At 70.9% G+C, this 23683-nt stretch carries 25 protein-coding genes and 2 riboswitches; of the genes, 8 read left to right on the forward strand and 17 right to left on the reverse strand.

The features are described 5' to 3' along the window. Positions 1-38 precede the first annotated feature (38 nt). Entirely contained in the window at positions 39-311 is a 273-nt protein-coding gene (locus ACZ4V1_RS28595; RefSeq protein ID WP_468341496.1) for a DUF4190 domain-containing protein, read from the reverse strand. A gap of 46 nt (positions 312-357) precedes the next feature. Continuing rightward, positions 358-525 (reverse strand): hypothetical protein, encoded by a 168-nt coding sequence (locus ACZ4V1_RS28600; RefSeq protein ID WP_468341499.1) that lies wholly within the window; start codon positions 523-525, stop codon positions 358-360. Positions 526-640: 115 nt separating this feature from the next. On the opposite strand from ACZ4V1_RS28600, the gene ACZ4V1_RS28605 reads away from it, so the two are divergent. Next, positions 641-1276: a TetR family transcriptional regulator gene (locus ACZ4V1_RS28605; protein WP_468341502.1), complete on the forward strand. Its 636-nt coding sequence runs from the start codon at positions 641-643 to the stop codon at positions 1274-1276. A gap of 182 nt (positions 1277-1458) precedes the next feature. Here ACZ4V1_RS28605 and ACZ4V1_RS28610 read toward each other — a convergent pair whose 3' ends face one another. Together ACZ4V1_RS28610 and ACZ4V1_RS28615 are read right to left on the reverse strand one after the other, a co-directional pair. Further along, positions 1459-2319 (reverse strand): thioesterase family protein, encoded by an 861-nt coding sequence (locus ACZ4V1_RS28610; RefSeq protein ID WP_468341505.1) that lies wholly within the window; start codon positions 2317-2319, stop codon positions 1459-1461. A gap of 61 nt (positions 2320-2380) precedes the next feature. Further along, positions 2381-3115 (reverse strand): TioE family transcriptional regulator, encoded by a 735-nt coding sequence (locus ACZ4V1_RS28615; RefSeq protein ID WP_468341508.1) that lies wholly within the window; start codon positions 3113-3115, stop codon positions 2381-2383. 58 nt (positions 3116-3173) lie between these two features. Between ACZ4V1_RS28615 and ACZ4V1_RS28620 the strand changes: the two genes are divergently transcribed. Continuing rightward, positions 3174-4394, forward strand: coding sequence for an erythromycin esterase family protein (locus ACZ4V1_RS28620; protein WP_468341511.1), 1221 nt, complete (start codon positions 3174-3176; stop codon positions 4392-4394). Positions 4395-4427: 33 nt separating this feature from the next. Here the strand turns inward: ACZ4V1_RS28620 and ACZ4V1_RS28625 are convergent, their stop codons facing one another. The 9 genes from ACZ4V1_RS28625 to ACZ4V1_RS28665 form a co-directional block, all read right to left on the reverse strand. After that, positions 4428-5087: a trimeric intracellular cation channel family protein gene (locus tag ACZ4V1_RS28625; RefSeq protein WP_468341514.1), complete on the reverse strand. Its 660-nt coding sequence runs from the start codon at positions 5085-5087 to the stop codon at positions 4428-4430. Positions 5088-5159: 72 nt separating this feature from the next. Then, on the reverse strand, positions 5160-6545 hold the full coding sequence (locus ACZ4V1_RS28630; protein WP_468341517.1) for an ABC transporter ATP-binding protein: 1386 nt from the start codon (positions 6543-6545) through the stop codon (positions 5160-5162). Positions 6546-6568: 23 nt separating this feature from the next. After that, the gene (locus ACZ4V1_RS28635; RefSeq protein ID WP_468341520.1) at positions 6569-7666 is read right to left on the reverse strand and encodes an ABC transporter ATP-binding protein; all 1098 of its coding nucleotides are present in this window, start codon (positions 7664-7666) and stop codon (positions 6569-6571) included. Next, positions 7663-8661: an ABC transporter permease gene (locus ACZ4V1_RS28640; RefSeq protein WP_055421847.1), complete on the reverse strand. Its 999-nt coding sequence runs from the start codon at positions 8659-8661 to the stop codon at positions 7663-7665. Before ACZ4V1_RS28640 ends, ACZ4V1_RS28635 begins: the two co-directional genes overlap by 4 nt. Before the next feature lie 139 nt (positions 8662-8800). Then, positions 8801-10600: an ABC transporter substrate-binding protein gene (locus tag ACZ4V1_RS28645; RefSeq protein WP_468341524.1), complete on the reverse strand. Its 1800-nt coding sequence runs from the start codon at positions 10598-10600 to the stop codon at positions 8801-8803. Between the two features lie 70 nt (positions 10601-10670). Next, positions 10671-11678, reverse strand: a complete 1008-nt coding sequence (locus tag ACZ4V1_RS28650; RefSeq protein WP_468341526.1) for an ABC transporter permease — start codon at positions 11676-11678, stop codon at positions 10671-10673. 315 nt (positions 11679-11993) lie between these two features. Further along, entirely contained in the window at positions 11994-12791 is a 798-nt protein-coding gene (locus tag ACZ4V1_RS28655) for an enhanced serine sensitivity protein SseB C-terminal domain-containing protein (protein ID WP_468341529.1), read from the reverse strand. A gap of 167 nt (positions 12792-12958) precedes the next feature. Next, on the reverse strand, positions 12959-13762 hold the full coding sequence (locus ACZ4V1_RS28660) for an enhanced serine sensitivity protein SseB (protein WP_468341532.1): 804 nt from the start codon (positions 13760-13762) through the stop codon (positions 12959-12961). Between the two features lie 75 nt (positions 13763-13837). Continuing rightward, positions 13838-14506, reverse strand: coding sequence for an AAA family ATPase (locus tag ACZ4V1_RS28665; protein ID WP_468341535.1), 669 nt, complete (start codon positions 14504-14506; stop codon positions 13838-13840). A gap of 179 nt (positions 14507-14685) precedes the next feature. Continuing rightward, a riboswitch (glycine riboswitch) is annotated at positions 14686-14779 on the forward strand. After that, positions 14780-14897: riboswitch (glycine riboswitch) on the forward strand. Between the two features lie 39 nt (positions 14898-14936). Here ACZ4V1_RS28665 and gcvT point away from each other — a divergent pair. The 5 genes from gcvT to ACZ4V1_RS28690 all read left to right on the forward strand — a co-directional run bounded on the left by gcvT (position 14937) and on the right by ACZ4V1_RS28690 (position 20158). Then, on the forward strand, positions 14937-16070 hold the full coding sequence (gene gcvT, locus ACZ4V1_RS28670; RefSeq protein ID WP_468341538.1) for a glycine cleavage system aminomethyltransferase GcvT: 1134 nt from the start codon (positions 14937-14939) through the stop codon (positions 16068-16070). Positions 16071-16206: 136 nt separating this feature from the next. Beyond that, positions 16207-16584 (forward strand): glycine cleavage system protein GcvH, encoded by a 378-nt coding sequence (gene gcvH, locus ACZ4V1_RS28675; RefSeq protein ID WP_104633323.1) that lies wholly within the window; start codon positions 16207-16209, stop codon positions 16582-16584. A 14-nt stretch (positions 16585-16598) separates the two neighbouring features. Beyond that, the gene (glyA, locus tag ACZ4V1_RS28680; RefSeq protein WP_468341542.1) at positions 16599-17861 is read left to right on the forward strand and encodes a serine hydroxymethyltransferase; all 1263 of its coding nucleotides are present in this window, start codon (positions 16599-16601) and stop codon (positions 17859-17861) included. A gap of 96 nt (positions 17862-17957) precedes the next feature. Next, positions 17958-19325, forward strand: coding sequence for an L-serine ammonia-lyase (locus tag ACZ4V1_RS28685; protein ID WP_468341545.1), 1368 nt, complete (start codon positions 17958-17960; stop codon positions 19323-19325). A 275-nt stretch (positions 19326-19600) separates the two neighbouring features. Then, a complete protein-coding gene (locus ACZ4V1_RS28690; protein WP_468341548.1) occupies positions 19601-20158 on the forward strand; it encodes a glycoside hydrolase family 25 protein in 558 nt (185 codons plus the stop codon). A 101-nt stretch (positions 20159-20259) separates the two neighbouring features. Here ACZ4V1_RS28690 and ACZ4V1_RS28695 read toward each other — a convergent pair whose 3' ends face one another. From ACZ4V1_RS28695 to ACZ4V1_RS28705, 3 genes are read right to left on the reverse strand one after another with little or no spacing between them, the layout of a single operon-like run. Beyond that, positions 20260-21060: an NADPH-dependent F420 reductase gene (locus tag ACZ4V1_RS28695; protein WP_468341551.1), complete on the reverse strand. Its 801-nt coding sequence runs from the start codon at positions 21058-21060 to the stop codon at positions 20260-20262. A 7-nt stretch (positions 21061-21067) separates the two neighbouring features. Beyond that, entirely contained in the window at positions 21068-21280 is a 213-nt protein-coding gene (locus tag ACZ4V1_RS28700) for an EF-hand domain-containing protein (protein ID WP_468341612.1), read from the reverse strand. A gap of 47 nt (positions 21281-21327) precedes the next feature. Further along, positions 21328-22242 carry a helix-turn-helix domain-containing protein gene (locus ACZ4V1_RS28705; protein WP_468341554.1) on the reverse strand — a complete coding sequence of 305 codons (915 nt, stop codon included), beginning with the start codon at positions 22240-22242 and terminating at the stop codon, positions 21328-21330. Between the two features lie 48 nt (positions 22243-22290). Here ACZ4V1_RS28705 and ACZ4V1_RS28710 point away from each other — a divergent pair, with 48 nt between their 5' ends. Next, positions 22291-22929 (forward strand): GNAT family N-acetyltransferase, encoded by a 639-nt coding sequence (locus ACZ4V1_RS28710; protein ID WP_468341557.1) that lies wholly within the window; start codon positions 22291-22293, stop codon positions 22927-22929. Between the two features lie 43 nt (positions 22930-22972). Here the strand turns inward: ACZ4V1_RS28710 and ACZ4V1_RS28715 are convergent, their stop codons facing one another. Further along, positions 22973-23584: an ADP-ribosyltransferase gene (locus ACZ4V1_RS28715; protein WP_468341560.1), complete on the reverse strand. Its 612-nt coding sequence runs from the start codon at positions 23582-23584 to the stop codon at positions 22973-22975. Positions 23585-23683 lie beyond the last annotated feature (99 nt).

Here is a 23683-nt window from a genome sequence, read left to right on the forward strand (position 1 = left end):
CACACGGACGGTGCGGCGGAGCGGGGTCCGGGGTGCGCTCAGAGGCTCCACGACATCGTGTTGTCCGCGGCCACGAACGCCACCAGGACCAACAGGTCGGCGACGCCCAGTGCGAGGCCGAGCAGGGCCCGGCCGCGGCGGGCGGTGCCGCGCCACAGGGCGACGCCCGCCAGGGCGATGGCCATCGGGCCGAGGAAGACATTGAGGACGAGCAGGCCGAGCAGGCCGAGGACGAAGGAGGCGACGGCCATGCCGTCGGTGTCCCGGATGCCGGTCCGGGGGCGGGTGGTGGCCGGTGCGGTGAGCTGCATGGTGTTCTCCTTGCCGTGCGTCGGTGACGTGTGTCGGTGACGTGTGTCAGTGGGCGGAGGTACCGCGTCGGCGGCCGTGCCGCTCGCGGATCGCGAAGATGCCGAGCCAGACGGCGATGACCAGGGCGGCGGCGACGGAGAAGGTGAGCGGTGCGTGGGCGACGGTGCCCAGCATCACGCCGAGGAGCAGGAGTGCGGCGACGAGAAACAGCATGGAGCGGATCCCCCAGACTTGGGTGAACGATTGTAGTTACAGTTGTTCACTGACTACCCAGCCTAGCGCGCCGCACGGCTTTCCAATTCCGGAGAACAGTTGTTAACTGCATGGTATGAGTCACATCCCCGGCGTTCGGCAGGCCCAGAAGCAGAAGACCCGGCAGGCCCTTTTGGACGCCGCCCTGGGGCTGCTGGAGGAGCAGAGCCTGAGCAGCCTGGGCCTGCGCGAGGTCACCCGCGCCGTGGGCGTCGCCCCGACCGCTTTCTACCGGCACTTCCGTTCCACCGCCGACCTCGGGGTGGCGCTGGTCGAGGAGGCCCTGGGCAGCCTGCACCCGATGATCCGGACCACGGTGGCGCCGGCCGAGGACAGTGCCGAACGCATCGCCCGCGCGGTCGAGTTGATCGCCGGTCACGTGGCGGCTTACCCCGCCCACGTCCGGTTCATCGCCCGCGAGCGGCACGGCGGCGTCCAGCCGGTGCGGGACGCCATACGGGAGCAACTGGCCCGGTTCGCCGAGGAGGTGAAGGCCGAGCTGGCCAAGGACCCCGTGTCGGCGGGCTGGAGCGACGCCGACCTCCTGATGCTCGCGGGGCTCTACGTCGACCAGATGCTCGTCACGGGCTCACTGTTCCTGGAGGTACTGGAGACACCGGAGGCACCGGAGGAGGCACGCCGGCGCGCCGCCGACACCGCGACCCGCCAGATGCGACTGATCAGCATCGGCCGCCGGCACTGGCTGGACTGACGGTTCCCCGGGCGTCTCGGGCACGCCCCGGACCGGGTACACCGGAGGCGGACGCTCCCCGGACCGGGACACCGGGGGCGAGCACACCCCGGACCGGGACACCGGAGGCGGACAGGGCCACGGCGTCCCGGTGGACAGTACGGCCGGACTTCACGGCGCCGGCATGCCCTGTGGACCGCCGGTCAGCCCAGCCGGGCCCGGGCCAGCTGGCGGGACTGGGCCACCAGCCGGTCGGCGCTGTCCCAGACCTCGGCGTCCTCCTCCAGGAAACCTCCGGCGAGGTTGCGGGTGGTGACGGAGACGCGCAGTGGACCCGGCGCCGGGCGGCACCGCACGTGCACGGTCAGCTCGACCGTGGGCACCCAGCCCTTGAGTCCGAGCTCGAAGGCCGTCGGAGGCAGCGCGTCCACCGCGAGGAGCATCGAGAGGGGATCGGCGTCACGGCCGTCGGCGAGCCCGAACCAGGCCCGCATCTCGCCCCGGCCGGAGGGCTGCCCGAGCGCCCAGCCCAGCGTGGCGGGGTCCAGCCGGAGCATCAGCCGGTCGGCGATGGCCGAGCTGCCCTCGACGGGGGCGGGGCCGTCCTCCGGGCCGAAGCACTGGTCCATCGGCGGGATCGTGGGCGGCTTCGCCGAGGTGCGGACGTCGTCGGGCAGCGCGTCGAGGTCGCCGTAGGAGGCGAGGACGCGGATGCGCTCGACCTCGTTGCCCTCGTCGTCGTACTGGAAGAGGGAGGCCTGGCCGGTGGAGAGTGTGCGCCCCGTGCGGACGGTTTCCGTACGCACGACCGCCGGGCCCGGACTGGAGGCGGTGAGGTAGTGCGCCGAGATGGTGAAGGGGTCGGGGTGCGGGAGGGCGTCCCCGAGGGCGCGGCCCAGGACGGCCAGCAGATAGCCGCCGTTGACTGCGCTGATGATCGTCCAGCCGGCGGAGAGGTCGATGTCGTAGACACCCGGGGCACGCCGGGTGACGGTGGTGTCCCGGTCGAACTCACTGTCGCCGATGACGGCCCGCGTGGCCGCCGCGAAGGCTGCTTCTGGCATGGGTGCACGGTACAACACAAGACTACTAAGCGGTAGCTTTCTCGGCTTCCCCGGGCCGGGATCACGCCCGCTCCCGGAGGTACGCCTCCAGTTCGGCGGCCCCCGTCAGCAGCGCCCGTCCACGTGCGGACACCCGGTCGTGCCAGTCGCGCAGGGTGGCCTCCAGCGGCTCCAGTCCACCGGCCGCCCGTACCCGCGCGATCACGGGGGCGATCTGCTCCAGCAGGTAGCCGCCCCGCCTGAGCTGGCGGGCCAGCCGGGCGTCCCGCACGTCGGCCTCGTCGTAGACGCGGTACCCGGTCAGCGGGTCGCGGCGCGGGCACACCAGCCCGGCGCGCTCCCACTTGCGCAGCGTCGCGGGCCGGATACCCAGCTCCGCCGCCAGCGGCCCGACGAACGTGCCGCCGGGATCCGGAACCGCCGCCCCGGCGGCGCGCACCGTGGTGGGCGCCAGGCCGCGCAGCGCGTCCTCCACGGCACGGAGCGTGCGCCGGTCGTCGAGCAGTTGGGCATGGCTCTCGTCGATGAGCCGGTACGCCTCGTCCACGGCGCCCCGGTTCACGGCCCGCATGATCGACGCGGCCGGCTGGTGGCCGTGGCCGGGCACCAGGGCGAGGAACGCGCCCAGCGCCCGCGCGTGCAGCGGGGTGTAGGTGCGGTATCCGTGCGCCGTGCGACCGGCGTCCGGAAGGATGCCGGCCTCCTCGTAATTCCTGACGGCCTGCGTGGACAGACCGTGCCGGCGTGCCAGATCGACCGGCCTGAGCCTGTCACCGCTTTGAAGCTTTCGGGCCATGTCCAGGACTGTATCGCGGAGAAGTCTCAACCGAAGGTTCAACGATAGCGTTGAAGGCATGGTTACCGACATCGAGGACACCGTCCACCCCGTCGAGGCCGCCGCCGTGATGGGGCTGCTCCCGGACCGGCCCCGGCTGCTCGCCCTGGGGGAGCCCACCCACGGTGAGGACACCCTGCTCGAAGTACGCAACGGGCTCTTCCGGCACCTCGTCGAGCGGGAGGGCTACCGGACGATCGCGATCGAGAGCGACTGCCTCATGGGCCTGGTCGTGGACGACTACGTCACCTCGGGCACGGGCACCCTCGACGACGTCATGGAGCGCGGGTTCAGCCACGGGCACGGCGCGTCCCCGGCCGACCGCGAGCTCGTGCGCTGGATGCGCGCCCACAACGAGCGCGTCCACGACGAGGGCCGGCCCGTGTCCGAGCGGGTCCGGTTCGCCGGTTTCGACGGACCGCTGGAGATCACCGGCGCCGCGAGCCCCCGGCAGGCCCTCACCGCGCTCCACGGCTACCTCTCGGCCCGGGTGGACGCGGACCTGCTGCCCTGCACCGCGGAAGCGCTCGACCGCCTGCTCGGCGCCGACGACCGGTGGACCGAGCCCGCCGCGATGACGGACCCCGCCCGGTCCGTGGGGCGGTCGGCCGGGGCCGGCGAGCTGCGGACGCTCGCCGACGACCTGGTGTCGCTGCTCGACGAGCAGACACCGCACCTGCTCGCGGTGACCTCGAGGGACGACTGGGACCGGGCGTGCCTGTACGGGCGTACCGCGACCGGCCTGCTGCGCTACCACCGCTGGATGGCCGACACCTCACCGGCGCGCATGAACCGGCTGCTGGCTGTGCGGGACCGGATGATGGCCGACAACCTCCTCGCGCTCGCCGCTCGGGGCCCGGCCCTGGCCCACGCCCACAACTCCCATCTCCAGCGGGAGAAGAGCACGATGCGGATGTGGCAGGGGCCGGTGGAGTGGTGGAGCGCCGGTGCGCTGGTGAGCGCCCGGCTGGGCGGGGAGTACGCCTTCGTGGCCACGGCCCTCGGCACGATCCGGCACCGGGGAGTGGACGCCCCGCCGCCGGACACCGTCGAGGGGCTCCTGTACGGGCGCCCGGAGGACCGGTGCGTCGTGGCCCCCTCCCGGCTGGCCGCCGCCCTCGGCGATCCGCTGCCCGCGCCCCGCGTGTCCCCCTGGTTCGGCTACGCCTCCCTCGACCCGGCCCACCTGGCCGCGCTCGACGGGCTGGTGTTCGTCAAGGATCTCGCGGACAAGCCCTAGGAAAGTACGCGGGCGTACGCGGAGCCCCGGACCTCACTCCCCCTCCATCACCGTCGACCGCCGGTTCCAGGCGCGCGGCGCCCGCCAGTGGAAGCGCAGGGCGAGCAGACGAAGGACGAAGGCCGTGACCACCGCGAGCCCGGTGGTGAACGAGGTGAGGGCGTCGTAGCGGATACACAGGGCGACCATGGTGGCGCCGACGATCGCCGGTACGGCGTACAGGTCGCGGTCCCAGCGCAGTAGCGAGGGCACCTCGTTGGCCAGCACGTCCCGCAGTACGCCGCCGCCCACGGCGGTGGCCAGGCCCAGGCAGGCGGAGGCGGTCAGGCCCAGCCCGTAGTCGTACGCCTTGGTGGTACCGGCGACGCAGAACAGACCGAGGCCGGCCGCGTCGAAGATGTTCACGCCGGTCTGGAGCCGCTCCACATGGGGGTGGAGGAAGAAGACCAGCAGGGTGGCGAAGAGCGGGGTGATGAAGTACCCCAGGTCCGTGAAGGCCGCGGGCGGTACCGCGCCGATGACCAGGTCACGGAAGAGCCCGCCGCCCAGCGCGGTGACCTCGGCGAGGACGGCGATGCCGAAGACGTCGAAGTTCTTGCGTACGGCCAGCAGCGCGCCCGAGATGGCGAAGACGAAGATGCCGATCAGGTCGAGCGTGTGCTGGACGGTGGGGCTGAAGAGTTGCTCGTACACTCCGCCATTCTCACCTGCCGGTGAGCCCCCGCCTTACGAACGAAGGCGGGGGCTCACCGGCAGGGACCGAGGTCACTTCTCCTTGGCGGGAGGCTCCTCGTCGGAGCTCTCGGAGCTCTCGGAGCCCTCGGTGGGCTCGGTGGGCTCGGTGGGCTCGGCGGGCTCGGTGGGATCGGCGGGCTCGGCGGGATCGGCGGGATCGGCGGGATCGGCGGGCTCGGCGGGCTCGGCGGGCTCGGCGGCTGCCTCGGTGTCGTCCGCGGCATCGACCTCCGCAGCCACCGCCGCCGAGGTCCGCGCCGACTCCGCCAGCGCGTTCTCGGACACCAGCTCCGCCGCCTCCTTGGCGTCGGAGAGCAGGACGACGTCCTGCGGGGCCTGGTCCTCGAAGTTCTCGGGGTGGTGACAGGCCACCTGCTGGCCGGGGCGCAGCTCCTTCAGCGGCGGCTCGGTCGTCGTGCAGACCTGCGTCGCCTTCCAGCACCGGGTGTGGAAGCGGCACCCGCTCGGCGGGGCGATCGGCGAGGGCACGTCGCCCTTGAGCAGGATGCGCTCGCTCTTGGCCGACTTGCGGGACGGGTCCGGGATCGGAACCGCCGACATCAGCGCCTTGGTGTACGGGTGCATCGGCGTCTTGTAGAGCAGGTCGCGGTCGGCCAGCTCCATGATCTTGCCGAGGTACATCACCGCGATCCGGTCCGAGACGTGCCGGACGACGGACAGGTCGTGCGCGATGATCACGTACGTCAGGCCCAGCTCCTGCTGGAGGTCGTCGAGCAGGTTGACGACCTGGGCCTGGATCGACACGTCGAGCGCGGAGACCGGCTCGTCGGCCACGACCAGCTTCGGGTTCAGCGCGAGCGCGCGGGCGATGCCGATGCGCTGGCGCTGGCCGCCGGAGAACTCGTGCGGGTAGCGGTTGTAGTGCTCGGGGTTGAGACCGACCACCGACAGCAGCCGCTGCACCTCCTTCTTGACCCCGCCCTCGGGTTCGACACCCTGGAGCTTGAAGGGGGCGCTGATGATCGTGCCGATGGTGTGGCGCGGGTTCAGCGAGGAGTACGGGTCCTGGAAGATCATCTGCACGTCGCGGCGCAGCGGCCGCATGCCGCCGACTCCGAGGTGGGTGATGTCCTTACCCTGGAACTCGACCTTGCCGGCGGTCGGCTCCAGGAGCCGGGTGATCAGCCGGCCCATGGTCGACTTGCCGCAGCCCGACTCGCCCACGACACCGAGGGTCTCGCCGGACCTGACCTCGAAGTCGATGCCGTCGACGGCGCGCACCGCGCCGACCTGGCGCTGCAGCAGGCCCTTCTTGATCGGGAAGTGCTTCTGCAGCCCGGTCACCTTCAGCAGGGTCTCGCCGGGGGCGGCGTCCTTGCTGAGCGTGGCGGTGCCGGCGGCCTTGCTCTGCGTGCCGTCGCTCTGCGTGCCGTCGCTCTGCGCAGGGATGGCCACTGCTTCGTCCTTGGCTTCGTCGCTCACAGCTTCGGCGCAATCTCTTCGGTCCAGATACGCTCCCGCTGCTCCTGCGACATGTGGCAGGCGGCCCAGTGCTTGCTGCCGACCTCGGTCAGCTCGGGGCGGACCGTGCGGGTGACGTCGTCCTTGGGCACGTCGGCGTACGGGCAGCGCGGGTTGAAGGCGCAGCCGGACGGCAGGTTGATGAGAGAGGGCGGGGAGCCCTTGACCGGGATGAGGCGTTCCTGCTGGTCGCGGTCGAGCCGCGGCATCGAGCCGAGCAGGCCCCAGGTGTAGGGGTGCCGGGGCTCGTAGAACACCTTCTCCGCCGGGCCCCGTTCCACGCACCGGCCGCCGTACATCACCAGGAGGTCGTCGGCCAGCTCGGCGACGACGCCCAGGTCGTGGGTGATGATGATGACCGCGGAGCCGAACTCCGTCTGCAGGTCCCGGATCAGGTCGAGGATCTGCGCCTGGACGGTCACGTCCAGGGCGGTGGTCGGCTCGTCCGCGATGAGCAGCTCGGGGTTGTTGACCAGCGACATCGCGATCATCGCGCGCTGGCGCATACCGCCGGAGAACTCGTGCGGGTAGCTGTCCACCCGCTTGTCCGGCTGGGGGATGCCGACGCGGTCGAGCATGTCCACGGCACGGCGCTTGGCGGTCTTCTTGTCCACGTCGTGGTGGATCCGGTACGCCTCCACGATCTGCTGGCCGATCGTGTAGTACGGATGCAGCGCGGACAGCGGGTCCTGGAAGATCATCGCCATCTCGCGGCCGCGCAGCTTGCGCACGTGGTCGGGGTCGGCGGACAGCAGTTCGGTGCCGTCCAGCCAGATCTCGCCCGATATCTGCGCCTTGCGCCTGCCGTACTGGCCGGCGGTGTGCAGGCCCATGATGCCGAGCGAGGTCACCGACTTGCCGGAGCCGGACTCGCCCACGATGCCGAGGGTCTTGCCCTTCTCCAGCTGGAAGCTGAGCCCGTCCACGGACTTGACCAGTCCGTCGTCGGTCGGGAAGTGCACCTTCAGGTCGCGTACTTCCAGGAAGGCGCTCGGCGCGGGCGAGGTGCCGGTGGGCTCGCCCACGGCTGCTCCGCTCTTGCTGAGGTCGGTCATGCGAGCCTCACTCGGGGGTCGATCACGGCGTACAGGATGTCCACCACGAGGTTGGCGATCAGCACCGCGAGAGAAGTGATCAGGACGACGCCAAGGATAAAGGGCAGGTCCTGGTTCTGGATCGCGTCCAGAACCTTCTGGCCGAGGCCGGGGAGGCTGAACGTGGTCTCGGTCAGGATCGCGCCGCCCATGAGGGCGCCGAGGTCCATGCCGAGCATGGTGAGCAGCGGAGTCAGGGTCGACCGCATGGCGTGCTTGCGGATGACGACCTGCTCCTTGAGGCCCTTGGCACGCGCGGTGCGGATGTAGTCCTCGCCGAGGATCTCCATCATGGTGGCCCGGGTGATCCGGGCGTACATCGCGGCGTACAGGAAGGCCAGGGTGACCCACGGGAGGATCATGCCGCCGAGCCAGCCGGAGAGGCTGTCCTCCAGGGGCACGAACTCGGCGTTGATCCAGCCCAGACCGTGGGAGAAGATCGCCAGGCTGAGCAGGCCGGTGAAGTAGATGGGCAGGGACACACCCGACAGCGCGACGACCATCGCGCCGCGGTCCCACAGGGTGCCCCGCTTGAGCGCGGACAGGACACCGGCGGCGAGGCCGAAGATCAGCCACAGGACGGCCGCACCGAGCGCGAGAGCCAGGGTCACTGGGAAACGCTCGGTCAGCACCGGCCAGACGGCCTGCTCGGTACGGAAGGAGTAACCGAAGCACGGCGCGGAGCAGTTGGTGACGTCGCCACCGGCCGCGTAGGTGCGGCCCGCGAAGATGCCCTTGAAGAACTCCCAGGCCTGGACGAAGACCGGGTCGCTCAGACCCAGCTTCTGTCGCACACCCTCGACGGCGGCGGGGTCCGCCTGCTTGCCCACGAAGCTCAGGGCGACGTCGACGCCGGCCCACTTGGGGACGAGGAAGAAGATGCCGAAGACCACCAGAATGATGACCACCAGCATCACTGCGGCGGCGAACAGCCGCCTGATGAGATAAGCGAGCACGGGTTGCGGCCCGCTGCGGACCACGGGCCGCCGGAGGGGTACCTCCCACGCCTTGTGGGCGGTGGGGGACTTCCGGCGGCCCACGGTCACGCCGCGCCGGCCTTCACCTGCCTTTCGTGCCGTACGGCGGGTGTACCGGTTACTTCGTGGACTTCAGACCGAGGTTGACGAAGTCGTACATACCGCTGTAGCCGTCGGTGGTGTACACGTTCGCCAGTCGGTTGGAGCGCCAGTTGATGAACTTCTCGAAGACGAAGGGCAGGTAGTACGCGCCCTCCATCACCTTGTGGTTGATCTCCGTGGCGATCTTGGCCTTGCCCGCGTCGTCCAGCTGGGTCAGGTAGTCGGCGAACAGACCGTCGATCTTCTTGTCGTCGATCATCGCGAAGTTGTTGTTCGCGCTGTCGAGGATGTAGTCGCTGTGCCACAGCGGCAGACCGTAGCCCTGGACGGACGGGAAGTCCGGGCCCCAGCCCATGATGATGATGCCGTAGCCCTTCTTCTTCACGTTCGAGGGGCTGCCGACCGTGCTGGCGTACTGCGCACCGTCGTACTGGTCGATCTCGACGTCGATGCCGACCTTCTTCAGCGACGCCTGGAGCGACTCGGCGGTGGCCACCTCGACCGGCTTGTTGTTGCGGACGGCGATGGTGGTCTTGAAGCCGTTCGGCTTGCCGCAGGCCTTCAGCTCTTCCTTGGCCTTCTCGACGTTGCCCTTCTTGTTCGCACCGGCCATCTCGTACGGGTCGTACTTCTGGCCCTCGGAGCCCGGGACGGACGGCGGCAGCATGTTGGTGCCGATGTCGCCACCGGCGACCGGGCCGCCGCGCGCGGTCTGCAGCGAGACGTGGTCGGCCCCGTAGAGGACGGCCTTGCGGCAGTGGATGTTGTCGAACGGCTTCACGTTCTGCGGGAACGAGGCGTACCGGATGTAACCCGAGACCGGGTTGTCGAGGTTGCCCTTGTGCTCCTTCAGGGCGGTGGTGCGGCCCTGCGGGGACAGGCCGGTCTGGGCCAGGTCCAGGTCGTAGTCGCCGGAGATCAGACGGGCGTCCAGCTCGTTGGCGTTGGAGAAGAACTTGATCGTGATCTTGTCCGGGTACGCCTTGCGGACCGGGTCCGACTCCTGCTTCCACTCGGTGTTGCGGACCAGGGTGAGGTCCTTGCCCGGGTTGTAGGACTCGAACTTGTACGGACCCGAGGAGAACGGGCGCAGCGTGTACTTGGCCTTGGTGTCCTTGTCCTGGCGGACCGGGGACGCCGAGGTCAGCGCCAGCATCTCCTCGAAGTCCGAGTTGGCCTGCGGGAGCTTGAAGACGATGGTCTTGTCGTCCGGCGTCTCGATCGCCTTCAGGCCCAGCTTGTCCTTGGACTTGTCCTTGTACGGACCCGGGTACTCGTCCTTCGGGTCGAGCACCTCCTTGAGGTACGTCGGGCCGCCGGACAGCACGTCCTGCGCCCAGACGCGCTCGATGCCGTACTTGACGTCCTTGGAGGTGATCGGCTTGCCGTCCTCCCAGGTGATGCCCTCACGCAGGGTGTACGTGTAGGTCTTGCCGTCGTCCGAGACCTTGGCGAGCCCGGTGGCGAGGTCGGGGGTGACCTCGGCGCCCGCCGCGCCCGGCTCCACCTTGTTCGTGACGAGCTGGCGGCTGTAGTAGCGGGAGAAGTTCCACATGAAGCCGTAGTAGCCACGCGTGGTGTCCCACGAGTCGGCGTCCTGCGTGCTGGCGAACTTCAGCGTGCCGCCCTTCTTGGCCTCGGAGGCCTGAAGGACCTTGTTGTTGGCCGCGTCGAACTTGGCCGCGCCGTTCTTCGAACCGCCGCCGCCGCTGTCGTCGCCTCCGCCGCCGCACGCCGCCGTGGTCAGCAGCGCGGCGACCACTGCGGCAGCGGCCACAGCCTGCTTGCGCCGCCCTGAGGTGCGTTGGGTAGTCACGATCTCGGATCCTCCGGATTAGATGAGAGACCCCGTGTGGGAGCCACGGGTCGCTTGCCGGTACGGCAGGTCAGCGGGAGCCCTTCGGGTCCAGCGCGTCGCGTACGCCGTCACCGAAGAGGTTGAAGGCAAGAACGGTGATGAAGATCGCCACACCCGGGATCACCATGTACATGGGATCGGACTGGTAGTAGTCGATCGCGCTCGAGAGCATCTGCCCCCACGAGGAGGTGGGTGGCTTGACGCCCACGCCCAGGAAGCTGAGTGCCGCCTCGGTCAGGATGTTGGTGGGAATCATCATCGTGGTGTAGACGATGATCGGCGCCACCAGATTGGGCAGCAGTTCCTTGAAAAGGATGTAGAACCGTCCGGCTCCCAGGGACCGGGCCGCCTCGACGTACTCCCGTTCACGCATCGAGAGTGTCTGGCCGCGGACCACGCGACCGATGTAGGGCCAGCCGAAGAAGCCGATGACCAGGATCATCATGAGCAGACGCACGCCCGTGCCGCTCAGTCCCAGCATGTTGTCGGGCATGACGGAGACCAGCGCGATGATGAAGAGCAGCTGCGGGAAGGCCAGCAGGCCGTCCATGATCCGGCTGATGAGGGCGTCGACCCAGCCGCCGAAGAAGCCGGCCAGCACACCCAGGATGGTGCCGAGAACCACGGCGACGAGCGCGGACAGGAAGCCGACCAGCAGCGAGATCCGGGCACCGTGGACGATGCGGGCGAAGATGTCGCGGCCGTTGACTGGCTCGACACCCAGCCAGTGCTCGCCGCTCATTCCGCCCAGGGACCCGGTGGGAGTGCCGAACAGCGGGTCGATCGCGTCCTCGTTGAACGAGTTGGGGTCCTGCCCGTACAGGGAGGTGATCGCGGGGGCGAGCACCGCGATCACGATGAGGACGAGCACCACTACGCCGCCCGTCAGGGCCAGCTTGTCCCGTTTCAGGCGCTCCCAGGCGATCCGGCCCAGGGAACGTCCCTGTACCGCCTTGGCGTCGGCGCCGGCAACCGCCGCTTCCTCGGCAGCACTTGGGGCCGCTTCCGCGGTCGGCTCGTGCAATGGTGCCGTCATCTGGCAGGGACCCCTCTCAACCGGCGGTAGCCGGCCCGCACTTGCCGCTGTAGCGGCGTGATCAGTCCGTCGTACACAAGGGCGAACCATCACCCCTTGTTGCGGGAGTCTTCAACGCTTTGGCGATCTGTAGCCAGACTTGACGGGGAATGGATGCGCAACCGTGATGCTGTTTGAGGTGTTCCGTTATCCGGACGCTGGGTAACGGGGGTCGGACGCGGACGAGTTGGGACATCGGGGGCGCGGGGGCGCCTTACGCCCTCGTCTACGCGCGAAGATGTCCGCCCACCGCCGACGGGGCAGGCCCTGGGGCGGTCAGTACCGGCCTCCGGCCGGAGGGTATCCGTACCCGCCCGCGGGCGCCTGGGCGGGAGCGGCCACGTGGGCCTCGCGGTCGTAGAAGGGCCGGGCGTGGGCGCGCAGCCACATGGCGACCGGGTCGTGGGCGTCGGTCATCGCCACCGTCGACACCGGCAGCCCGTCCGGCACCGCGCCGACGGACTGCTGCATCATCCCGCGCACCGCGTCGACGGCGGGCGGCGAAGTGTCGTACACGTCGAGGCCGATGGCGAGATACGGCGCGCCCAGCGCCGGCTGCACCCAGGCCCGGCGCAGCGCGCGGACCGCGGGGGTGCGGTGGGCGTTCTGCGCGAGCAGGGCGTAGAACTGGGGGACCTCGATGGCCGGTTCGGACAGGCGCAGGGGCCCGGCGGGCTGGCGGTCCAGGCCGGAGGCGATGCGGCGCAGGTCCAGCCAGGGGATGCCGACGCCGCCGCCCGCGGCGTGCGGGTTGAGCCAGAGGCCGTAGTGGTCCGGATAGAGGGCGCGGGCCACCTCGAGTCCGTCGACCACCTCGTACGACCGGTTCCAGCCGCTGGCCGACAGCTCCTGTGCGGAGGTGACGCAGGGCGCGTAGCCGTAGCCGTCGACCTCCATGTTCCCGTACTGGGCGTCCGGGGAGCCGGCCTGCCCGTGCCAGAGCAGCATCCAGACCTGGCCGGACGTGGGGGTGGCGAGCGCACGCAGCAGGGCCTCGTAGGCGTCGTAGCGCCCGGGCGTCACCTGGCGCAGCATGTGCTCGACCTGACCGGTCGTGGTGCCGCTGGCGCTCACGCGTATCGCCCCTTCGAGAAGTTCCCCGGCTACGACACCAGCTTAAGGCTCCGTCCGGCGGGGGGTGTCTATGAGCTCGGGGTGTGCTGTCGTCCTGCGACCGCGGGTTCGTCGTGCGCCGGGCGCTCGGTTCCCCGCGCCCCCGGCGGCGTTGCCCTGACCGGACTTCACAGGTTCCGGTCGTAGAACGGGCGGACATTGGCCCGCATCCAGTCGCAGACCGGATCCTGGGCCGCCTCCAGCAGGACCAGGTTGACCTGCCGGTCGAGGGGGGCCCGGGTGAGGGCCCGGCCCAGGGCTTCCAGGGGGAGGGCGCGGGCGTCACCCTCCCAGTGGGTGAGTTCGACGCCGACGAACATGACGGGGTCGGCGGTCTCGACGGCGGCGAGGCAGCGGCGGGCGGTGCGGACCACGCCGACGGCGGCGAACTCGGCGGAGGCCGCGGCCAGGAAGTCCACCGGGTCGTCCTGCCAGTCCGGCTCGAAGAGGCGGACCCGGCCGCCGGACGCGGGCCCGTCCAGCGGGGTGCGGCCGGCCCGGCACAGCTCGGCCACGGCCGGCGGCGGCAGCGGGATGCCGATCACGCCGTCCGGATTCACGGCGATGCCGGCCTGCGGGGGCAGGCCGCGGGCGAACTCCGCGGCGGGGGCGACGGTGTACGCCATCTGCGCGCCCGCGACCTGGCGGAGCTGCTCCTCGGAGCTGAACACCGGCACGTAGGCCTGGCCCTCGATCTCCAGCGAGGGCAGGTCGAGGGGGCCGCTGTCGGGGCCGCCGCCGTTGGGCAGGGGTATCCACAGGAAGCTGCGGCCGAGCACCTCGACGATGCGGCCGCCGGCTCCCCGTACGCCGAGGGAGGCGGACAGCACCTCCTCCAGTTCGTTGCCGGGCCACCCGCCGTGCGGGTGGGGGTGCGCCTGCGCCGGGAATCCGGCGGAGAAGTCCGCCGGGATGCCCCCTGGGATGTCCATCTGCCTACCGCCTGCCTGGTACCGCTGCTGTGGCTGAAAAGGCTAACCCGTTCGGCCCTGCCGCCCTACGGTGCGTCACCCGGTGAAGGCGATCCGGCGCAGGGTGTCCGCCGCCGACCGGTCCAGGAGGATCGCCGAGGTGCAGCCGGCGGGCAGGGCGCCCTCGGTCACCGCGCGCAGCAGGCGGGTACTGGCCGTGCGGTGCCGCAGGAACGCGTACCTCGACACGCCCCGGCCGCGCTCGCGCTGGCCGGCCAGGGCCTCGTCGGGGTCGACGTCGAGGAGCAGCAGGTGCAGGGTGCCGTCCCGGCGGCGGGCCTCCCGGGCCAGCCAGGCGCGCACCCAGGCCTGGGTGCCGCAGTCGTGCACGACGACGCCCTCGCCGGAGCGCAGCGCCCGGCGCAGTCCGGCGTAGTGGGCGAGGCGGACGAAGGGGCGGTAGAGCCCGTACGGCAGGAAGCGCGGCATGCGGCCGTCCCAGCGGTCGCGGGTGTCCTGCGAGTCGATGCGCGGTCCGCGCACGGTGCGCTTCATCAGCGTGGACTTGCCGCTGCCGGGCAGGCCGGTGATCACCACCAGGTCCCGGGGTCCGAAGAGCAGGGCGTGCGGGCTGCGGCCGTCGCGGTCCCGCAGGTCGCGGACGACGGGTGCGGGCAGCTCGGCGCACACCTCCGGTGCCGGGGCGACGGGCTGCTTGGGCAGCGCGAGACCCGAGGTCGTGGCGTACGCCGTGGTCCTGTTCACCGTGATCGTCCTCCCCTGGGGCGGTTCACGAGTCACCATCCCCGTCGAGTGTAAAGAGAAGGTAATGCGCAGGTCTCGCGTTTTCGTGCGCTTACTGCCACAGGCCGGTTACAGATCACGGTCTGCCATGGATCGGCCGGGCGTGCAATGATGGCGGCGCCAACTGCATACCGGCCGTTTGAATCCGCGCGGGAGAGTCCCCGGCCGCGCCGGGGCGCCGAAGGAGCAAGTCCCTCCCTTGAATCTCTCAGGCCCCGTTACCGCGCGGGCGAGGCACATCTGAAAAGCGGGCCGCCCCTCGACGGGCTGCCCCACCCAAGGTGCAAGTCCTGATCGCCGTGCTCCGGTGGTCGTGGCGAACCTCTCAGGTTTCGATGACAGATGGGGAGGATCGACCTCGCCACGTCCTGTCCTGGGAGACGACCGACCGATGAGCAGTACAGAACTCCGCCGTACCGCGCTCGATGCCACGCATCGCGCGCTGGGCGCGACGATGACCGACTTCGCCGGCTGGGACATGCCCCTGCGCTACGGGTCCGAGCGGGACGAGCACCTCGCCGTGCGCTCCCGGGCCGGTCTCTTCGACCTCTCGCACATGGGCGAGATCACGGTCACCGGTGCGCAGGCCGCCGAGCTGCTGAACTTCGCGCTGGTCGGCAACATCGGCAGCGTGCAGCCGGGCCGCGCCCGCTACACCATGATCTGCCGTGCGGACGGCGGCATCCTGGACGACCTGATCGTCTACCGGCTCGCCGACACCGAGGCCGGGTCCGCGCACTACATGGTCGTCGCCAACGCCTCCAACGCCCAGGTGGTGCTGGACGCGCTGACCGAGCGGGCCGCCGGCTTCGACGCCGAGGTCCGCGACGACCGCGACGCGTACGCGCTGCTCGCCGTGCAGGGTCCCGAGTCCCCGGCCATCGTGAAGAGCCTCACCGACGCCGACCTGGACGGCCTGAAGTACTACGCCGGACTGCCCGGCACCGTGGCGGGCGTCCCGGCGCTCATCGCGCGCACCGGCTACACCGGCGAGGACGGCTTCGAGCTGTTCGTGAAGCCGGAGCAGGCCGTGCGGCTGTGGCAGGCGCTGACCGAGGCGGGCGCGGGCGCCGGGCTGGTCCCGTGCGGCCTGTCCTGCCGGGACACGCTCCGCCTGGAGGCGGGCATGCCGTTGTACGGGCACGAGCTGACGACCGCGCTGACGCCCTTCGACGCCGGGCTCGGCCGGGTGGTGAAGTTCGAGAAGGAGGGCGACTTCGTCGGGCGCGCCGCGCTGACCGAGGCCGCGTCCCGGGCCGAGCAGAACCCGCCGCGCGTCCTGGTCGGCCTGGTCGCCGAGGGCCGCCGGGTGCCGCGCGCCGGGTACCGGGTCGTCGCCGGCGGAGAGGTGATCGGCGAGGTCACCTCCGGGGCGCCGTCCCCGACGCTGGGCAAGCCGATCGCCATGGCGTACGTCGACCCCGCGCACGCGGCGCCGGGCACGGCGGGTGTCGGCGTGGACATCCGGGGCAGTCACGAGCCGTACGAGGTCGTGGCGCTGCCGTTCTACAAGCGCCGGAAGTAGACACTGCACACTGGCACCGGGCGGCGGGGTCCTGTCGTCCCGCGCGCGTCCTCGCTGCTCACCAGCGGTCTCAGCGGTTTCCTTCATCAGTAGCCCCCTTCACCAGCACTCCCTCGCGTACAGGAGAATTCAGGCCATGAGCAACCCCCAGCAGCTGCGCTACAGCAAGGAGCACGAGTGGCTGTCGGGCGCCGAGGACGGCGCCTCGACGGTCGGCATCACGGAGCACGCGGCCAACGCGCTCGGTGACGTCGTCTTCGTCCAGCTTCCCGAGGTCGGCGACTCGGTGACCGCGGGCGAGACCTGCGGCGAACTGGAGTCGACCAAGTCGGTCTCCGACCTGTACTCCCCCGTCTCCGGCGAGGTCACCGAGGTCAACGAGGACGTCGTCAACGACCCGTCGCTGGTGAACAGCGCCCCCTTCGAGGGCGGCTGGCTGTTCAAGGTGCGGATCACGGACGAGCCGGCCGACCTGCTCTCCGCCGACGAGTACACCGCCTTCACCGCCGGCTGAGGAGTCACGACCGCATGTCCCTTCTGAACACCCCCCTGCACGAGCTGGACCCCGACGTCGCCGCCGCCGTCGACGCCGAGCTGGACCGCCAGCAGTCCACCCTGGAAATGATCGCCTCGGAGAACTTCGCCCCGGTCGCGGTCATGGAGGCCCAGGGCTCGGTCCTCACCAACAAGTACGCCGAGGGCTACCCCGGCCGCCGCTACTACGGCGGCTGCGAGCACGTCGACGTGGTCGAGCAGATCGCCATCGACCGGGTCAAGGCGCTCTTCGGCGCCGAGCACGCCAACGTGCAGCCGCACTCGGGCGCCCAGGCCAACGCGGCCGCGATGTTCGCGCTGCTCAAGCCCGGCGACACGATCATGGGTCTGAACCTCGCCCACGGCGGGCACCTGACCCACGGCATGAAGATCAACTTCTCCGGCAAGCTCTACAACGTCGTCCCGTACCACGTCGGCGAGGACGGCCAGGTCGACATGGCCGAGGTGGAGCGCCTCGCCAAGGAGACCCGGCCGAAGCTGATCGTGGCCGGCTGGTCGGCCTACCCGCGGCAGCTGGACTTCGCCGCGTTCCGCGAGGTCGCGGACGAGGTCGGCGCGTACCTGATGGTCGACATGGCGCACTTCGCCGGTCTGGTCGCGGCGGGCCTGCACCCGAACCCGGTCCCGCACGCGCACGTCGTGACGACCACCACGCACAAGACGCTGGGCGGCCCGCGCGGCGGTGTGATCCTCTCCACGGCCGAGCTGGCCAAGAAGATCAACTCCGCCGTCTTCCCCGGTCAGCAGGGTGGCCCGCTGGAGCACGTGGTGGCCGCCAAGGCCGTCGCCTTCAAGGTCGCCGCGAGCGAGGACTTCAAGGAGCGCCAGGGCCGTACGCTGGAGGGTGCCCGCATCCTGGCCGAGCGCCTGGTGCGGGACGACGCGAAGGCGGCGGGCGTGTCCGTCCTGACCGGCGGCACGGACGTCCACCTGGTCCTGGTCGACCTGCGCGACTCCGAGCTGGACGGGCAGCAGGCCGAGGACCGTCTCCACGAGGTCGGCATCACGGTCAACCGCAACGCCGTCCCGAACGACCCGCGTCCGCCGATGGTGACCTCCGGTCTGCGCATCGGTACGCCGGCCCTGGCGACCCGCGGCTTCACGGCCGAGGACTTCGCCGAGGTCGCGGACGTGATCGCCGAGGCGCTGAAGCCGTCCTACGACGCGGAGGCGCTCAAGGCCCGGGTGAAGGCCCTGGCCGACAAGCACCCGCTGTACCCGAGTCTGAACAAGTAGACACCGCGAGTACGGGGCGCCGGACCCGCCACAAGCGGGCCCGGCGCCCCGCCCCGAAGCACCACCTCTGCACCACCCCCGTTCTGAGGAGTCCCCGTGGCCATCTCGGTCTTCGACCTGTTCTCGATCGGCATCGGCCCGTCGAGCTCCCACACGGTCGGCCCGATGCGCGCGGCCCGCATGTTCGCCGGCCGCCTGCGCAACGAGGAGCTGCTGGGCTCCGTCGCCTCGGTCCGCGCCGAGCTGTACGGCTCCCTCGGCGCCACCGGACACGGCCACGGCACGCCCAAGGCGGTGCTGCTCGGCCTGGAGGGCGACTCGCCGCGCACGGTGGACGTGGAGACGGCGGACGACCGCGTCGAGACGATCAGGTCGTCGGGCCGCATCCGCCTCCTCGGCGAGCACGAGATCGCCTTCGCCTACGACGACGACATGGTCCTGCACCGCCGCAAGACCCTCCCCTACCACGCCAACGGCATGACGCTGTGGGCGTACGACGCGCAGGGCGCCGAGGTGCTGGCCAAGACCTACTACTCGGTCGGCGGCGGCTTCGTCGTCGACGAGGAGGCGGTGGGCGCGGACCGCATCGTGCTCGACGACACGGTGCTGAAGTACCCCTTCCGCACCGGCGACGAGCTGCTGCGCCTGTCCCGCGAGACGGGCCTGTCCATCTCCGCGCTGATGCTGGAGAACGAGCGGTCCTGGCGCGACGAGGACGAGATCCGCGAGGGCCTGCTGGAGATCTGGCGCGTCATGCGGGCGTGCGTCGACCGCGGCATGTCCCGCGAGGGCATCCTGCCGGGCGGCCTGAAGGTCCGCCGCCGCGCCGCCAACACCGCGCGCAAGCTGCGCTCGGAGGGCGACCCGCAGGCCCTGGCCATGGAGTGGATCACCCTCTACGCCATGGCCGTGAACGAGGAGAACGCGGCCGGCGGCCGGGTCGTCACCGCCCCGACGAACGGCGCGGCGGGCATCATCCCGGCGGTCCTGCACTACTACGTGAACTTCGTGCCCGGCGCCGACGAGGAGGGCGTGGTCCGCTTCCTCCTGGCCGCGGGCGCCATCGGCATGCTCTTCAAGGAGAACGCCTCCATCTCCGGCGCCGAGGTCGGCTGCCAGGGCGAGGTCGGCTCGGCCTGCTCCATGGCGGCCGGCGCCCTCGCCGAGGTGCTGGGCGGCACGCCGGAGCAGGTGGAGAACGCCGCCGAGATCGGCATGGAACACAACCTCGGTCTGACCTGCGACCCGGTCGGCGGCCTCGTCCAGATCCCGTGCATCGAGCGCAACGGCATGGCCGCGGTCAAGGCGGTCACGGCGGCCCGGATGGCGATGCGCGGCGACGGGTCCCACAAGGTCTCCCTCGACAAGGTCATCAAGACCATGAAGGACACCGGCGCGGACATGTCGGTGAAGTACAAGGAGACGGCGCGGGGCGGTCTCGCGGTGAACATCATCGAGTGCTGAGGGAAGGGCACGGGACTCCCCCGCTTCCCGCACCCTGACTCCCGTACCGCGTGCCCCGGGGCCGGCGGCGCGCGGTCGCGGGCCGGGAGGACGGGGAGGACGTTCGCGGCGGACTCCGGCAGCAGGGTGGCGACCGTCGGTTCCCGGCGGGGGCAAGGAGACCGGCCGCGAGGAACGTGAGCCGGAAGCCGTCGTTTCGGGGTCAGCGGCGGATCACCCGTGGCATGGTGAGGAGATCTCGTCTCCCGTACCCCCCCACCTCTTCGGGAGGTTCCATGCTGCGCGGTATCGACGTCAGCGCGTACCAGTCCTCCACCTACGGCACGGACGGCCTCTCCTTCGTCTTCGTCAAGGCGACGGAGGGCCGTTCGTACGTCAACCCCAAGCTCGCGGCCCAGACCAAGCGGGCCCGCGACGCCGGACTCGTCGTCGGCTTCTACCACTTCCTGTGGCCGGGCAACCTCACCGCCCAGGCCGAGTACTTCGTCTCCAAGGCGCCGGACAAGAAGGGCGACATCCTCGCCGTCGACTGGGAGACGACGGGCGAGGGCAGCCATGCGAGCAACGCGGAGAAGGACGGTTTCATCCGGAAGGTGAAGGCGCTGCGGCCGGACAACCGGGTGATCCTCTACGCGAACAGGAACTTCTGGCTGAACGTCGACACCACCTCGTACGCCGGCGACGGCCTCTGGATCGCCGACTACGTGCCGGCCGGCAAGCCCCGCATCCAGGCGAAGTGGCGCTTCCACCAGTACACCGACGACCCGGTCGACACCAATGTGGCGGACTTCTCGAGCAGGGCCGCGCTGAAGGAGTGGGCCGGGGCCGCTTAGGGCCCGCCCGGCGGATCAGGCCGCGGACGCGGGGGCCGGCACGCCCGTCCGCCCTGATGAGGCGCCGTCGCCTTGCCGCGACCTGACCCGCCGGACAGGCCTCAGCCCTTGAACCCCGCCGGCCGTTCCGGCGACGCCTCAGCCAGGGCCTTGGAGACGCCCTCGACGCCCGCGCGCAGTCCGTACACCGGGGTGTCGGGCTGCTGGCGCCAGGACTCGTCGATGCCGCCGGCGTCCACGGTGTCGAAGCCGAGCTCGTCGATCAGGGACCGGACCCTGCCCTTGGCCACCTCGTCGTCGCCTGCGACGGGGATCGCCATGCGGTCGGGATCGCCGGCCGGGCGCGGACGCTCCAGGATGTCCTGGGCGTAGGTGCCGTTGAAGGCCTTGACCACCGGGTGGCCGAGGCGGCCTTCGACCCATCGGCTCTCGGTGAGGCCCTCGTCCTCGATGGCGGCGATACGCCCGTCGCGCTGCTGCGGGTAGTAGTTGTTCGTGTCGATGACCGCCACGCCGTCGGCCGCCCCGTCGAGGACGCCGGACGGCAGGTCGGGGACCGCCTTCAGCGGGATGGTGACGACCACGATCTCGGCGCCGCGCGCCGCCTCGGCGACCGGTACCGGAGTGGCGCCGGTCTCCTCGGCCAGTGCGGAGAGCGTGTGCGGGCCGCGGGAGTTCGCGACCGAGACGTCGTGGCCCAGGGCGGTCAGCCGCCGGGTGAGGTTGCCGCCGATGTTGCCCGCGCCGATGATGCCGATCTTCATGATGCCGACTCGCCTGGCCTTTCGGAGGTCGTGTCCTGCGGAGCCCGGCGACTCGCGCCGGTGACGAACCCAACCTCCGGCCGGGACGGGGTATTCCGCCGAGGGGCGCCGCCGGGTGACCGGACGGGCGCCCCTCACGGCATCGTCACTTGTTCAGGTGCGCCCAGAACTCGTCGAACGACAGCAGCTTGTCCCCGTCGAGGTCGCGGCCGGCGATGACCGCCTCGGCCACCGACTCGGTGACGTTCCAGTCGCCGCCCTGGGCCAGCGCGGTCTTGAACTCGGCGGCGGTGATGAACCCGTCCCCGTCCGTGTCGATCCGCTCGAACTGCTTGCGTGCTTCCTCGATGTCCGCCACCGATCCGCCCCTCATCTCGTGCGTGAGTCCTTCTGACGCAGGTCAGATTAGCTGCCCGTTCGGGCACCCAGTCCGGCGACCACCCACCCGAACTCCTCCTCGTAGGCGGACGGGGGCTCGACGCCGTTCACGATCGCGGAGAGCTCGCGATAGCGGGCGAGGCGGACGTTCGTCACCGACGTGAGGCGCTCGCGCACGACGGCCGGATCGGCGTCACCGATGAGCGTGCGCAGGATGCCGGCGGCTCGCGGCGAGTCCGGTGCGACGCCCTCCTTCAGCGCATCGCCCGCGAGCTGCACCAGGCGGCTCACGAACCACAAGGAGGAGACCGTGGGGGCGTCCGGCCCCCGGTCCGCCGCGTTGAACTCGATCATCCGGCGCATCGTCGCCCGGAACTGCGGGTCCTGGATCAGCTCGGCCAGCTCCACCCAGGCGTCCACCTGCTCGGGGGTGGGGTCGTCGGGCAGGTCGGCCGCGGCGAAGCGCAGGCGGGTGCGGATGTCCGGGTCCGCGGTGTCGATGCCCTCGAAGACCTCCGCCATGAAGTCCTCGATGATGCGGCGCCGTTCGGCCGCGGACAGTCGCGCGAGTTTGTTCATCAGGGTCGTCTCCTCGGTGGTCGAGCCACGTCGTGCCACGGTCGACAGCACCGCGCGGGTCACCCGCAGGGAGCGGATCTGCGCGTCCAGCGCGGTGACGTGCGCCGCGGCGACCTGTGCGACCGTCGTCTCGCCGGCCAGGACACCGCGTACGGCGTCCAGGCCGAGGCCCAGTTCGCGCAGGGTGCGGATCAGCTCCAGGCGGGCGACCGAGGCGGCGTCGTAGAGCCGGTAGCCGCCGGTGGAGCGGGTCACCGGGGGCAGGGCGCCCTCGTCGGACCAGTAGCGGATGGTGCGCACCGACAGTCCGGTGGTCCGCGCCAGTTCACCGATGGTCATGAGTCCGGTGCCGTCGTCGATCATGTCTGGGAGTGTGGGCCTTCCAGTGGGTGGAGACTCAAGGAGCGCGGTGTGGCGGAGAGCCTGCGGGAGATTCTGGAGGCCGCGGCCCGGGGTGTCTTCCCGGCGGCGGACGGCGGGACCACCGTGGTGCCGCAGCACGGTGGCCGGGACGCCGGGGTCATCGCGTTCACGGCGCACTCGGTCGTCTTCACGGACGAGGACCCGCGGTGGGTGCGCGAGACGCTGGACGGCCTCGGCTGCGACCCCCTGGCGGCGTCGATGAACGCCCGGTTCCTGGCCGCCTTCATGGAGCGCACGGGGCGGACGACCGACACGATCGACGTGCTGCTGACCGGCGCCCCGCTTCCGGGCCGGCCGGGGATCGCGCTGACGGAGGTCGCCGGCCCCGGGCATCCGCGGGTGGTCTCGGCCCGCCGGCGGCGCGACGAGGTGCGGGTGTGGGCGGCGGACGGCGGCGTGCTCGTGCTGGGCCGCGGGGTCGCCGGGCGGCTGGAGGCCGCGGTGGAGGTGGCGGAGGGGGCGCGGCACCGAGGGCTGGGGCGGCAGTTGGTGACGGCGGCACGGCAGCTGGCCGGAGGCGAGGAGGTGTGGGCCCAGGTGTCGGCGGGGAACGCCCGCAGTCTGCGGGCGTTCCAGGCGGCGGGCTACCGGCCGGTGGGGTCGGAGGCGCTGTTCCTCCGGCCCTGAGACGCCCCGGTCCTCAGTCAGGGCCTGCCCCGGGCCGTGGCCGTCAGTGCCAGGGCTTGTAGTGCGGGTTGCTCTCGCACTCGCTCATGATTTCGGTCTTGGTCTGCCTGTCGACGGGGCAGACGCCGATGACGTACTGCCGCTTGATGCCGCCGGGGAAGGCGACCTCGACCTGGTCGGCCCACTTGTGGGTGTCGCCGATCGTCTTGTTGACGTCGATGCCGCCGGGGGCGTCGATGTAGTAGTTGTAGCCGGACTTGTACCAGGTCTTGTAGAGGTCGTGGTCGTAGGTCGTCGAGACGTACGGCGAGGGCTGGTTGACCAGGACGTACTTCTCGACGTCGTACTGGCCGTTTCGGACGTCCTTGGCGTGGAAGCCCTCTTCGAAGACGACCTGCGGGCCCCGGCTGTCGCTGCGGTAGAGGGTGCCGCACGTGGTGCGCCAGACCGGCTCGGGCGTGATGCGGTCGACGTCGACGCCGGAGTCGGCGGCGGCCTCGAGCTTGTGGTCGAACCGGGGACAGACGGGGGCGGCCTTGGCGGGGGCCGTCACCGGGGCCGCCGCGCCGGGGGCCGTGGCAGCGGAGGTCGCGAGCACGGCCGAGAAGGACAGGACGGCGGCGGCGGTCCGGCGCCGCAGGCGAGTGGTGATCATGCGGGTACGATCGCGGCTGTGCGGCGCCCGGTCGCGGATCTTCACCCGTAGGCGGCGTGTCCGCCGAACTGGGTTGCTTCCAGCGTGAGATGGGTGCCC

The sequence above is a fragment of the Streptomyces sp. NPDC028991 genome (assembly GCF_055564775.1).

Coding starts and splice junctions, on each gene's coding strand:
- ACZ4V1_RS28650 (WP_468341526.1), bottom strand. CDS start 11,678: ATGACGGCACCATTGCACGAGCCGACCGCGGAAGCGGCCCCAAGTGCT.
- ACZ4V1_RS28600 (WP_468341499.1), bottom strand. CDS start 525: ATGCTGTTTCTCGTCGCCGCACTCCTGCTCCTCGGCGTGATGCTGGGC.
- ACZ4V1_RS28635 (WP_468341520.1), bottom strand. CDS start 7,666: ATGACCGACCTCAGCAAGAGCGGAGCAGCCGTGGGCGAGCCCACCGGC.
- ACZ4V1_RS28610 (WP_468341505.1), bottom strand. CDS start 2,319: ATGCCAGAAGCAGCCTTCGCGGCGGCCACGCGGGCCGTCATCGGCGAC.
- ACZ4V1_RS28715 (WP_468341560.1), bottom strand. CDS start 23,584: ATGATCACCACTCGCCTGCGGCGCCGGACCGCCGCCGCCGTCCTGTCC.
- glyA (WP_468341542.1), top strand. CDS start 16,599: ATGTCCCTTCTGAACACCCCCCTGCACGAGCTGGACCCCGACGTCGCC.
- ACZ4V1_RS28620 (WP_468341511.1), top strand. CDS start 3,174: ATGGTTACCGACATCGAGGACACCGTCCACCCCGTCGAGGCCGCCGCC.
- ACZ4V1_RS28595 (WP_468341496.1), bottom strand. CDS start 311: ATGCAGCTCACCGCACCGGCCACCACCCGCCCCCGGACCGGCATCCGG.
- ACZ4V1_RS28690 (WP_468341548.1), top strand. CDS start 19,601: ATGCTGCGCGGTATCGACGTCAGCGCGTACCAGTCCTCCACCTACGGC.
- ACZ4V1_RS28705 (WP_468341554.1), bottom strand. CDS start 22,242: ATGATCGACGACGGCACCGGACTCATGACCATCGGTGAACTGGCGCGG.
- gcvT (WP_468341538.1), top strand. CDS start 14,937: ATGAGCAGTACAGAACTCCGCCGTACCGCGCTCGATGCCACGCATCGC.
- ACZ4V1_RS28615 (WP_468341508.1), bottom strand. CDS start 3,115: ATGGCCCGAAAGCTTCAAAGCGGTGACAGGCTCAGGCCGGTCGATCTG.
- gcvH (WP_104633323.1), top strand. CDS start 16,207: ATGAGCAACCCCCAGCAGCTGCGCTACAGCAAGGAGCACGAGTGGCTG.
- ACZ4V1_RS28660 (WP_468341532.1), bottom strand. CDS start 13,762: ATGGACATCCCAGGGGGCATCCCGGCGGACTTCTCCGCCGGATTCCCG.
- ACZ4V1_RS28605 (WP_468341502.1), top strand. CDS start 641: ATGAGTCACATCCCCGGCGTTCGGCAGGCCCAGAAGCAGAAGACCCGG.